A 13,054-nucleotide genomic window follows, 5' to 3' on the forward strand; every position below is an offset into this window, starting at 1 on the left:
ACTAGAAATCTCATGCTAATCCGATCTTCCGCCACCCTCAATGCCTTATCGAGCATTTTGTTAGCCTAACAGTGCGTGCGTTTGTTTTCGCGCAAAAGCCAGCAACATTTGGGTGTTAAATGCACGACAAGTGTTTCATTTATCACCAACACTTGGCGAATGCGGTGAACTTCGTTATCTTATATCGTGCAAAAAAGCGAAAAGGAAGCAAAAATGCTTATTCGACGCATGGAATTGCGTGATTGTGACGCGATCAATACGATTTATAATTATTACATTACACACACTGCCATTACGTTTGACTTGTGCCCATGGCCATTAGCTGAACGTGAACAATGGTTGGCTCAGTTTGATCCGTCCTTCTGCTATCAAGCCTGGGTGGCAGAGCAAGACCAACAAATCCTTGGCTTTGCTTACAATACACCTTTCAATTCCAAGCAGGCGTTCCACATCGTCTCAGAAATCACCATTTATGCGGCCCCCGACGCAGGAGGCCGTGGCGTTGGCTCGGCATTAATGCAAACCTTGCTCGACGGGATGCGAGAAAAGGCACTGCGCCGCGCCTATTCTCTCGTCACGCTACCTAACCCAGCGTCATTGGCATTGCATCGTCGCTTTGGCTTCCAACAAGTTGGACAGCTGAATGATGTCGGTGAAAAGTTTGGCCAATACCACAGTGTGGCCATGTTAGAGTGCGACCTGACGGTTTGAGCATGTTATTTCCCTGTCGAATAAGCCCCCACCTCCACTTTACGCCAGTAAGGTGCCTTGATTTGATGCCGTCATAACGACGTTTCAGGAGTTTAGTAGTATGAAAGTTCGCACCAAGGTTTCTGCGGCGATCATCTCCGCCTGTGTTATTTGTATTGTCGCCACCGCCGCGGTGTTGGCAAACCGAACCACCACACTGTTTGGCGATGAAATGCGAGAGCAGGCCATTAGCCAGCTAAAAGCCGTACGCGAAGCCAAGCAATCTGAGTTAACCAGTTATTTTTCATTTATCGGCCAACAACTCACCTCAATGGCCGACTCTACCATGACCGAAAATGCGGTAACGTCTTTTAGCCAAGCCTATCGACGCTACAGCCGTGAAGTTCGCACCGACAGGGCGGCTCGGCGCGCACTGCAAGACTACTATACCGACACTTTCGGTGATGTTTACCAAGCGCGCAACGATACCAACGCCAATGCACGCTCCAATCTCGCTGCGCTCGCCCCTGCCACGCGGACACTGCAGCAATTTTATATCAGCGGCAGCCCCCATCCTTTGGGCGAGAAAGACAAGTTGGTGACCACCAATGATGGCTCCACGTATGACAAGGTGCACACTCAATATCACCCTAACTATCATCGCTTTGCCGACACCTTTGGCTACCAAGACATCGTTTTAGCCGATGCCAATGGCCGTATTGTCTACTCGGTGGCCAAAGAGATTGACTTTGGAACCAGCTTATTTGCGGGTCCCTACGCTACTAGCGGCATGGGTGATGCCTTTTTAGAGGCGATTGATGCAAAAGCCGGCGCCATCAGTTTTGTGGATTATCGCCCTTACTTTCCCAGCTACGATGAACCGGCCTCATTTATTGCCACCCCTATCGTCGAGAACGGCGAAACGCAGGGTGTACTCATCTTTAAATTGCCGATTCAGCGTTTAAGTGGCGTGATCAGCAGTCAAGGCCAATGGCAGTCAGCAGGCTTTGGACAAAGCGGCGAAATGTTTATGGTCGGGCCTGATAACGTCCTTCGCACCGAAGCGCGCGCTTTACAAGAGGATAAATCTGAGTATTTACACTTGCTGCGCACCAATGGCGTCAAACCCGATTTGATTCATCGCATTGATTTCACCGATACCGCCGCGGGCCAAATGCCGATGGCGTCGCAAAGCATTGCGCAAGCGCTGGCGGGCGAAACGGGCACTGGCAAAGAGCAGAGTTATCGCAACCAAACCGTCTATACCGCTTACTCACCGATTGATGTCTTCGGCAAACGCTGGGCGCTGGTCAATCAAATCAGTCAACAGGAAGCGCTATCACAAGTGGCGACCATGCAGGGTACCATTCTCAAAGCGACGGTGATTACCTCATTGGTGTTAGTGGTTGTCGCAATCGTGATTGCCTATATTCTCGGTGGCAATATTGCTAAACCCATGATTGCGGTCACTACACGTATTAAATCCATTGCAGAAGATAAAGACTTAACCCAACGTTTACCCGATAGCGGTAAAGACGAAATGGCGCTGCTTGGTCGCTCGCTCAATGATATGTTCGCGAGCTTCCAACAAGTGATCCAAGAGGCGCACCAAGCATCTGGGCTACTCGGCCAAGCCTCCAGCGACATCAATCAAGATGTGGTAACCATGCGCGATCGCGTGACCGATCAGGTCAAGCATACCCATCAAGTTGCTTCGGCGGCGACGGAAATGGCTACCTCCGTCACCGATGTTGCCCAGTATGCCGATCAAGCCTCCACCGCGTCTGATGACATCACCCAAGCCGTCAACAAAGGCTCACAAATTGGTGACGACCTGGTTGCGCAAATCCGTACCTTGTCATCGAGTATGGACGCAGCCACCGCCACCATGGGGCGTTTATCGCAACAGAGCGAAGAAATCGGTACCGTACTGGATGTGATTCAAGCCATTGCCGAGCAAACCAACTTGTTGGCATTAAATGCGGCGATTGAAGCGGCGCGCGCGGGCGAGCAAGGCCGAGGGTTCAGCGTGGTTGCCGAAGAGGTACGCACCCTCGCCTCACGTACCCAAGACTCGACCGAAAGTATCCGCGATAAAATTGCCGCATTACGTCAAGAGACGCAGTCAGCGGTGGCAGATATGGATAACACCAGCCAAACCGTTGAGACCTGTGTGGACTATTGTCAGCAAAATAACGCTGCGCTGGTTGATATTGCCAACATGGTCACCGAAATCAATCAGATGACCTCACACATTGCCAATGCCACCCAGCAGCAAACACAAGTGACGACAGAAATCAGCGAAAGCATCACAGACATTGCACAATCAGCTGAAACTGTCTCACAGCGTACGCATGACACCGCCGAAACCGTCACTGGCTTAAGCCAACGATCAGCACGCTTGGCTGACACTATCGGTCATTTTAAAACACAATAAGTACTCTTGGCGTTGAGAGGAGGCCCTCACGCCTCCTCTTTTTATTGGAACAATTCACCCATATTTAGTGATGTTTTTGCCTAGAACTCACGTATAACGACTACCTTGCTAGGCAATAACATCCATTTTTAATCAATTGATCTTTTTTTCTGTGCACTTTTATCGGTCGTGACTAGATTCAAAATGTGAGGTAAGAAGGAGTGTCACGATGAGAATCAGCAATAAGATCACGCTCGCCATTGTTGCGGCATCATTAACCTGTGTGTTAACCATTGCGGCTATCTTAGCGTTTCGGACTATCGGCTTATCATCACAGGCACTGGATAAGAAAGTAAAATCGCAACTAACAGCGGTGAAAGCGTCTAAAAAGTCAGAAATAAGTAATTATTTTAAGTTCATTGGTGATCAAATTAATACGCTGTCAGACTCAACCATGACAGAGGATGCACTGGCACAATTGACGCAAGCATTTGAAAACATCGCCGCAGACAGCGGCATCTCCCCCGATCAAGAAAGCCAATTGGCAAGTTATTACCGCAATCAATTTGGCGCAACCTATCAAGAGATAAATGATACATCCACCGACGTAATGGGAAAATACAATCAGTTACCTGATGTAGCGAAACGGTTGCAACACGCGTATATCAGTGATAACCCCCACCCATTAGGAAGTAAAGATGCGATGGCAAAAGCCAACGACGGCAGTGTCTACAGTGAGATCCACAGCGTCTTCCATCCCAACTTTCAGTATTATTTAAAAACCTTCGGCTATTACGATATTTTCCTGGTCGATAATCAAGGCAATATTGTTTATAGCGTCTATAAAGAGCTAGATTACGCCACTAACCTATTAGCTGGCCCGTATTCAACCAGTGGCCTAGCAGATGCCTATAAAGCGGTGAGAAATGCGCCTCAAGGGGAGCTGGGCTTCGTTGATTTTCGCCCTTACTACCCTTCATACGACAGCCCGGCTTCGTTTATCTCCAGCCCGGTTTACAAAAACGGTCAGCAGATTGGGGCTTTAATTTTTCAAATGCCGATCGATCGTATCAGTGAACTCATTAGCAATAATGGTCAGTGGGCAGCGTCAGGGATGGGCAAAAGTGGTGAGATATTATTGGTTGGCCCCGATAACCTATTACGCACGCAACCCCGCCTGTTGAGTGACGACAAAGACGCCTACCTCGATGCGTTAGAGAGCCAAGGGCTTGATGCCGATACCATTCACCGCATTGATTATCAAAACTCCGCCGCTGGCAATCAACCCCTCGATAATCCCGCGGTAAAACGCGCGCTACGGGGGGAGCAAGGGTTTATCACACAAACGAGTTATCGCAGTACCGAGGTGCTTGTATCTTACTCACCCATTGAGGTCTACGGAGTGACATGGGCGGTGATTAGCCAACAAGATACCGACGAAGCCTTTACCGCCATAACCCAATTACGTTCCGACATCGGTGTTGTGACCGCATTCACTGCATTACTGCTCGGCAGCATCGCCGCACTGGCGGCGTACTGGTTGGGCAGAAGCATCGGCGCACCTATTCTAAAACTCGCCACCAACATTAAACAGGTGGCAGACAGTAAAGACTTAACCATTACATTGCACCATTCTGGTAAAGATGAGCTTTCCACGTTAGCTAACAGCCTCAACGAGATGTTCCAAAGCTTCCGAGAGGTGATTCAAAAAACACATGACGCCTCAAAAACCTTGTTGTCATCAGCCAGCGATATCAGTGATGACGTGGTCGCTGTACGTGGTCAAGTTGACGAGCAAGCCAAAAGCTCGAACCAGGTGGCCACCGCAGCCACACAGATGGCTGCCTCCATCAGCGAAGTATCAGAGCATGCGAGCAATGCCTCTGAGGCGTCAGATACGATTACCCAAACCGCCAATGAAGGCAGTCAAAAAGGCGAGGCCTTGGTTAGCCAAATGCAAACACTCAAAGATCACATGGACAAAGCCACCCGCTCGATGGAGAAGCTATCGCACGAGAGTGAGTCGATTGGAACGGTGTTAGATGTGATTCAAGAAATTGCCGAACAAACCAATTTGTTGGCGCTCAATGCAGCGATTGAAGCGGCACGTGCCGGTGAACAAGGACGCGGATTTGCGGTGGTCGCTGACGAAGTGCGCTCTCTAGCGACGCGGACCCAATCTTCTACAGAGGAAATTCGCGCCAAGGTCGATGCATTGCAACAGGAGACGCGCGGTGCCGCCGATGGAATGACCCAAGCCAATGACGCAGTGACCCAAAGCGTCGAGCATTGTTACGAAAACAACGACAAACTGGGTCAAATTAAAACCATGATTGAGCAAATCAACGAGATGAACATGCAGATTGCCACCGCAGCCAACCAGCAAACGCAGGTGACCGATGAAATCAGCCAAAATGTCAACACGATGGCGCAATCGGCTGACCATGTCTCAGAGCGTACGCGCAACACTGAACAAACCGTCAATCACCTACGAGAACACGCCAGCACCCTGGAAGCGCGGATCAGTCACTTTAAAACCGACTAAAACGCAAAGGGGTCTGCCTTAAGGCCGACCCCTTCGTTTTCACCTTGACTGACGATTACTCCATCACCGGCTCGCGATCGAGCTCCCGACGCTTCTCTTCACCAAAGCCGCGTAAGCCCACGACATGGACGTGTTCGCGATCGTTGAAGATTTTACGCACCAGTTTATACGTCGTCCCTTGCTCTGGGCTGATGTTTTCCGGTGCCGCAATCAACAGCTGCATATCCAAGCGATGACACAACTCAAACAAGGTCGAGATCGATTTAGCATCCAAACGCGCGGCCTCATCCAGGAAGAGTAAGCGACAAGGGATCACATCTTTGCCCCGCAGTCGGCGTGATTCTTCTTCCCAGCTTTGGATCACCATCAGCAAGATTGCCTGCCCAGTACCAATCGCTTCACCGGTCGACAACGCGCCGGATTCCGCTTTCAACCAGCCGTCGGTGCCACGATTCACCTCAATATCTAATTCGAGGAAGTTGCGATAATCTAACAACTCTTCCCCTAAGGTCTGTGGCGCACGTTGCCCCATTTCAATATGCGGGTTTAAGCGCTGGAACAGTTTAGCCATCGCTTCCGAAAACGTCAGGTTTGGATTACCAAATAAATCTTGGTGCTGGTCAGCATGTTCAGCCAAGCCCATCAGCAACTGAGCATGGGTTTCACGGATAGACACATTCAGGCGCACGCCTTGCACTTGACCAAAGCCTACGTTCTGTAGCCCTTGGTTAAGCATGCGGATCCGGTTTTGTTCGCGCTGAATCGTCTTGCGAATAATATTAGCTACCGACTCGGAGCTGATCGCCAAGCGTTGTTCACGCTGCGTAAGCTCTTCAGTAAGACGGGCCAGTTCGACTTCCATTTCCTCAATCGCTTCGACCGGATCATCGGTGCGAATGATATCGTGACGGATACGTTCGCGCAGATGCTGATACACAGCCACGTAGAACAAGACTTTACGCTCTGGTCGTCCAACATCTTCAGACGCCCGCAAGGCATCGCGCAAGGTTTCGTTGTCAGCAACCGCCAGACGCAATGCCCCTAACGATTTATCTGATAACGAACGTAACTCGTCAGCAGACATATACGCCATTTCTCGACGATGCAGTTGTTTTTCTACCCCATTGTCGCGCGCGATGCGCAGGACGCTACACCAGCCCGCTTTGGCGTTGACCACAAACTGACGCAGCTCTTTGTACTGCTTAAGCAGTTTACGCAGCTCTTTGGTCAGTGATTTGGTCTCCATCTCCAGCGATGTGATACCGCGGGAAAGCTCGCTATGGCGCTGCCGTGCCTGATGCATTTGCTCGTACAAAGCATCACGACGACTTTGCGCACGCATCAGGGCGTCTTCATCCGCTTGCACACCTAACTCACTAAGCTCACGCTTAAACTCGTTCAATGTCTCTTGCTTAGATTGATGGGCGCTTTTGAGCGATGCGAGCACCTGATGATATTGGCTATTCTGCGACTGAATTTGCTTGAGCGATTCACGCTCACGTTGGCGCACCTGCTCGGCGTCTTTGAGTTTGGCTTTAAGCTGTTCGTTAAGCTCACTGCTTTGCGTCAGCATGTCTGACGCATCTTGATAGGCAAAATGCGGACGACGCTCCGCTAAATCGGCAACAGCAAACACTTGCTGCTTAATCGCCTGTAAGGTGTCATCCGCCTCTTGGTAGGCCTGTTCCAGTTTATCAAATTGCTCAGGGTCACTGTCGAGTGTTGCCAGGCTACTTTCCAATGCGGCCAAGGTTTCACCATGTTGTTGGATAAAGCCTTGTGCTTCTTTGGCGGCCTCTACGCGCTCAACCGCTGCTTGCACGCGCGCGTCGAGATTCTCCTCTGTGAGCGCGTCGGCACAGTAGCGAAGCTTATCGAGAATTTGTAGCGCTTGCTGACAACGCGCCACCGCCGCCTCGTGTTGTGCCAATACCTGCTTGGCTTCGGTTATTGCCCGCTGAGTCTGCGCACGTTTCTCGCGGCAAGCGGCGATCGCCTGTTCAGGATCGGGCTCAAACGCCACCGTGAGATGCTCAGCAATAAATTGGCTAAATGCGTGTGACAAACGTTGCCACTTTTGTACATCAAAAGAGGCTTTGGCATGCTCTTCCACCAAGGCCTCCCGTTGTTCACGTAGCTGCTCAAGGCGGTGCTCACGGGCAGCTCGACCAAACAAAGGCGTAGTCGGGAAGCGCGAATAGCGCATTTGCCGATCGTTTAGGTGTACACACACGGCACCCGACAGCTCTTGAGCATCAAACACGCTATCATCAAACGCGTCGGCATCCCCCTCAATGATGTATAGATCATCAGGGCAAGCGTCTAAATCAGTGAGTTTGTCTTTAACGCCTTTAAGATCAGGCACCACGATGGCATGCCGCGCCGGGCCATAGAGTGCGCTGAAATAAGGAGCGTCATCGAGCGTGATATCATCATAAATTTCAGAGAGTAAAGTACCACCCAGGGTGTCGGCGAGGCCTTGCAATTGCGCATCGTCGCTGCCACCTGGCTGCGCTAATTGCTCAATCGCTTGTTCAATCTCTGTTTTTTGTTTACTCAGCTGATCTTGGTGCTGCGTGCGCGTGCGTACCGCCTCATGCGTGGCATGCATCGCCTCCATCACCGCTTGACTGTCCACCAAGGTTTTTTCAGTTTGGCTTTCCAGTTTGGTCAAGGCGTCATTGGCCGCAAACCAAGTCGGTGCTTTTAACTCAAGATCTTGGATTTGCGCGTCAACCGCATCCTGTGTCCGCGCAAGCTCACGCAGTTGCTCAGCTTGGGTGTCTTTTTGCTCTTGTAGCGCGTCGCGTCGTGCTTGCTGCAGCGCGGCGGCTTGCTCGACCGCGTCACTGTCAGCCAGCGATTCGCCTGTTAGGTCCTGATATTCCGACACGAACTGGCTCGCTTGCTGATATTGCTCGGCCCGTTGGCTCAGTTCACGCTGCTCATACTGGCGCTGCGTCAGACTGTCGGCTAGATAGCGACGCTCTCTGCCCAGCTCAACCCAGCGCTTGGCCGCCTTGCCAGCCTCAGCACGGGGCACAGAGGGATCAAGACGGTGCAAAAGATGCAAGCCCTGTTCAAACTGATTGGCCGTCGCTGACGCCAAATCGCGTTTATGCTTGAGTGACAGTACGCGATCGGTTTGTTCAGACTCTTGTGCCTTTAACGCGTGTAATCGTGTCGTGGCCTCGTCTGCACTGAGGGTCTCATCGCCAGTGAGGCGACGCGCGGTTTCCAAGGCATTGAGGGCTTGTTGGTACTGCAGGGAACGCGTTTGTTGCGTGTTGAGTGCTTGTTGGTAGTCAGCAAGCTGAGTCTTGAGACTATCCACTTCCTCTTCACTTTGTGCCGCACGCAATTCAGCTTCAGCAAGCTGCTCTGTGGCCTCTTCCACCACCATGATTTGCTCTTCCAGCTTTTCAGAAAGATCGAGTAAGTCTTCCTCGTAACGCTGAATCTTTTCTTGTTGGCGCATCGCCGATTGCACCAACTGCAGATGATCAGCCGCCGCTTGGTGATCTTGTTCGAGGTGATCTTGTCCCGCTTCAAGCTCGGCTAATTCTGCGCGCATGGTTTCCGCATGCTGCTGCTTTTGCTGCAACGTCTGCTGGGCAGCGTTCAGCTCCGCCCGCAACGATAGCGCTTGCTCAAGCTTACTACGACGCTCATTGGCATGGCGCATATAGTCTGAGGCCACGTAATGGGTCGCTTCGGTGATCAAATGCTTAAACAAGTCACGGTCGCGTTGCGTCAGCTTGATCGCCTCTAGCGTCATACGGTTTTCTTTCAGCGCCACTTCCATATCTTGGAAAGCTTTTTTCACGCCACCGTTTTGCGGTAACAGATATTCACGCAACGATTTAGTGATCGCGCTGGAAATACCGCCGTAGAGTGACGCCTCAATTAATCGATAAAACTTGCCTCTATCTTGCTGGGTGCGCAGCTTTTTCGGTAGCACACCAAACTCAAACATTTGCGCGTGATAGTCGGTGACCGAGTTAAAGGCTTTAAAGTGCGCGGTTTCATAGGCACTCGCCGCCTCTTTTACCTCGTTAAGCTGGCGTACACGCGCTTGACCGTTATTTAAGGTCTCGACCAACACATCGGTCGGCGCCACAGAAGAAGGCAAGCCTTGTAAAACGAACGGCTTGATATCCACCTTCTTATCACGCCCCGCCACTTGTTGAAGACGCACCCCAAACAACACCCGCTGTTGGCGTGAATTCACCACATCCAAGGCGGCATAACAGGCACCTGGCTGCAGTTTACCGTGCAAGCCCTTATCACGAGACGCGCTCGAGCTACCTGCCTCTGTGGTGTTACGGAAGTGCAACAGGGTTTGGTCAGGGATCAACGAGGTGATAAACGCCGCCATGGTGGTCGACTTACCCGCGCCATTCCCGCCTGATAAGGTGGTGACAAGGGAGTCAATATCAAAGGTTCGGGCAAAAAAGCCGTTCCAGTTCACCATGGTGAGTGAGTGATACTTACCGCGCTGGCTCATACTGTCGGCTCCTCCGTTGTCTCTGTATCGGCATTGTCTGCGTCTTCATCCGAGTGATCATCGAGCAGGCTTGATTGAATATGCGCTTGGCTATGCACCACAGCTTCCCCGTCACGAATCAGACGCAACTGGGCTTCTTGTGGATCGTCCCCGGCTCGTACATCGGCACCAAAGCGGAAAGTCGCTTCACTGACGCGGAATTTACTGCCTTCACCGATAGGTAAAATCATCCCAAGACGACGCAAACGTCGCAGCGAGGTTTTCACTTTGTCGAAAAGCTTTTCCCGGTCAAGATCTGAGCCGGTGGCACGATGCGTGACCAACTTCATCAGTTTTTTCTCATCCGCCAACGCCAGCAGCTCATCAAACAGCTCTTGGGTGGTAAAGATCCCCTCTTGTGCCAAGCGCTCTGGGCTTAAGTACAGAAAACACAGGACTTTGCCAACCAGCATATCCAGTTCAGACAACACGCTGCGCCTAATTAAACTGGTTGAACGCGGGCGAAGATAGAAAAAGCCCTCTGGCGCGCGCACCAATTCAGCGTTATAACGCTGGTAGAAAATATTCAGCGCTTGCTCGTATTCCATCAGCAAGGCGTGGTTATCCAGATCGTCGCTGGCAATATGGCGGCCAGCACGCAATGCACTGTCCAACGCCGGGAACAAAGGGTTAGCAATGGCTTTGGCCAGCCCTTCTGGCATTGGCTGTTCAGTATTTATCGATGACATTCGCTTGTACCTTAGCTCCGAAGTCGTTAATCGCCTGCCAATCAGGCTGAATCGCGTTAAGATCAGATTGGGAGTAGCCCATGCGGACCGCTTGGTTGATCACTAAGCGCGCGAGATCAAAATGGCGAGCTTGTGGATGCTCGGCTAAGTAATCTTTCAGAACACGACCCAAGTCGATCGCTTGTCCGGTTTCTCGATGGCGGTTGAGCATCTGTGACACTGCCTGTGAAAGGCCATCGTCAACCACACTTAATTGTTCAAACGCCACCTCTTCTGGCATCTCGCCCGTGACTTCATCGTCACGTAACACCAGCGCTTCATCGCGCGTATCACGCAGTCGCTCCGCATCGGCGTAAGTCAAAAACCAAGGGCTATCAAAATAGTCGGAGACCGACTGGCGCAATCGCTGACTGAATGCACGGTTTTTATCCATATCAATCGCGGTACGAATAAATTTATGCACATGGCGGTCGTAACCTATCCATAAATCGATGGCTTGCTGCCCCCAGTTCACGATACGGTCCAGTTTCATCTGCAAGCTGTATACCATGCTATCGACGAAATCGAGGTCATCACGGCCGCGAACCACTTCTTGGATCTCCAGCAGCTGGCTTTGAAGTTCATCCCCCGCCGCCTGCAGTGTCTCCTGCAACTCTTGCAAGGTGCTCGAGGTTTCGTTGAGCAAGTATTCGCAGTTAGCGATTGCGGCTTGCCAGTCCTGGGTAAGGAGCGCGGCAATGTCTTCTTTGACCTGTTGCTGCTGCTCATCCATTACCCGCTGGTTAAGATCGATGCGGTCAAAAATCTCAGCGACCGAGTACTTCAACACGCCATAAACGTTATGGCGCCAAAAAGTGGCATCCCCATCTTCTTCCGCCGCTCGGCGCGCCTTGGCAATTTCATCGGCCACCATGGATAGCTGTACTGAAAGCTTTAAGGTCGAGTACTCACGATGACGGGCGTAATAATCGGCAATACCGAGCGCCAATGGCGTGAGGCGGTAAATGCTGTCGCCATCAGTCATTTCACTGGTAAACCGACTTAGCAGTCTCGCTTGTACCATTTCGTTGATGGCATTGTTGGCGCGGAAGGCAACATTACCAAGACTGCCTCCTTCATCGTTGGTAAACTGCTCGCTCACCAACCGAAAGACGTCCACGAGTTCGTGTTCACTCAACTCATCTTCTAGTCGTTCCTGGCTCATCACCGCCATTGCCAGCAAGAATGCCAAGCGCTCCGGCGGCAGGTTTAACCCCAAGCCACTTTGTTTTACCCAACTGACCAACTCAGGTACTGTCTGAGCGTCGTCTGCCCAATGCTGGGAAGACTGAGCCTGATCACTCATCCGTTGTCCTTGTTTTCATCTTGATTGCTTGGGGCATGATGTTGGCCCCAGACATGAATATATCGCCCAAGAGACACAAACGGCTCTTGGCGGCAAAGCTGTTGCTCTAATGCAATAACTTGCTCAAAGGTAAAATCACCAATGTTGGTATCACGCATATAATCGTGAAAGGTGCGTACGCCTGTTTTACCTTTGAGGGTAATGTCACTGTCTTGCATCCATTGATAGACACTCTCGGGGTGCAAACCTTTGGGTGGCTGAAGTTTAAACCGCTTGCGATGCGGCATGCCTTCCTCAACATGGGTGAGGTTACCGCACACAAGATTCTTGAAGAGCAACCCGGTTTGGTTATAGAACATCACTGACGCCATCCCACCCGGTCGCAAGTGCTTGAGCAAGTCTTTCAACACCTGCTCCGGTTCGGCAGTCCACTCCAATACCGCATGGAATAAAATCACATCCGGTGGCTCGCTCAAATATTCGCCAATCGTCTGCACCGAAGAATGAATCAGCTGATACTGCGCAAGTAAGCCCTGTTGTTCAATCTCCTGACGGGCTAAGTCGAGCATTTGCGAAGAAAGATCACATAAAGTGACCCTGTGACCACGCGCCGCCAAGTGCCGAGACATAGGGGCAACCCCACCACCCGCATCTAAAATATGCAGGGTCTGCTCAGGCGGGAAACAGTGCAGGATCTGCTCTATGTCCTGCCAAACAACCGCTTGGCGGATTTCGCCTTTGCCCGATCCATAAATGTTTTTAACAAATTTGTGGGCAATGTCGTCGAAATTTTTATCCTCAGTCACAATGGCATTCGTTATCA

General features: G+C 51.3%; 7 protein-coding genes. 3 read left to right on the top strand and 4 right to left on the bottom strand.

What is annotated here, in order from left to right:
* Window positions 1-213: 213 nt before the first annotated feature.
* The 3 genes from BGL48_RS10085 to BGL48_RS10095 all read left to right on the top strand — a co-directional run bounded on the left by BGL48_RS10085 (window position 214) and on the right by BGL48_RS10095 (window position 5,651).
* A complete protein-coding gene (locus tag BGL48_RS10085; RefSeq protein ID WP_069362513.1) occupies window positions 214-711 on the top strand; it encodes a GNAT family N-acetyltransferase in 498 nt (165 codons plus the stop codon).
* Window positions 712-811: 100 nt separating this feature from the next.
* The gene (locus BGL48_RS10090) at window positions 812-3,127 is read left to right on the top strand and encodes a methyl-accepting chemotaxis protein (RefSeq protein WP_069362514.1); all 2,316 of its coding nucleotides are present in this window, start codon (window positions 812-814) and stop codon (window positions 3,125-3,127) included.
* A gap of 208 nt (window positions 3,128-3,335) precedes the next feature.
* Window positions 3,336-5,651, top strand: coding sequence for a methyl-accepting chemotaxis protein (locus BGL48_RS10095; protein ID WP_069362515.1), 2,316 nt, complete (start codon window positions 3,336-3,338; stop codon window positions 5,649-5,651).
* 55 nt (window positions 5,652-5,706) lie between these two features.
* Here BGL48_RS10095 and mukB read toward each other — a convergent pair whose 3' ends face one another.
* The 4 genes from mukB to cmoM are packed head-to-tail and all read right to left on the bottom strand — an operon-like array spanning window position 5,707 to window position 13,037.
* On the bottom strand, window positions 5,707-10,158 hold the full coding sequence (mukB, locus tag BGL48_RS10100) for a chromosome partition protein MukB (RefSeq protein ID WP_069362516.1): 4,452 nt from the start codon (window positions 10,156-10,158) through the stop codon (window positions 5,707-5,709).
* Window positions 10,155-10,886 (bottom strand): chromosome partition protein MukE, encoded by a 732-nt coding sequence (mukE, locus tag BGL48_RS10105; protein WP_069362517.1) that lies wholly within the window; start codon window positions 10,884-10,886, stop codon window positions 10,155-10,157. Before mukE ends, mukB begins: the two co-directional genes overlap by 4 nt.
* On the bottom strand, window positions 10,867-12,231 hold the full coding sequence (gene mukF / locus BGL48_RS10110) for a chromosome partition protein MukF (protein WP_069362518.1): 1,365 nt from the start codon (window positions 12,229-12,231) through the stop codon (window positions 10,867-10,869). The genes mukE and mukF overlap by 20 nt, the downstream gene beginning before the upstream one ends.
* Window positions 12,228-13,037, bottom strand: coding sequence for a tRNA uridine 5-oxyacetic acid(34) methyltransferase CmoM (gene cmoM, locus BGL48_RS10115; protein WP_106407335.1), 810 nt, complete (start codon window positions 13,035-13,037; stop codon window positions 12,228-12,230). The genes mukF and cmoM overlap by 4 nt, the downstream gene beginning before the upstream one ends.
* Between the last annotated feature and the right edge of the window lie 17 nt (window positions 13,038-13,054).

The organism is Salinivibrio sp. SS3 (assembly GCF_001722105.1).
Lineage (GTDB): Bacteria > Pseudomonadota > Gammaproteobacteria > Enterobacterales > Vibrionaceae > Salinivibrio > Salinivibrio kushneri.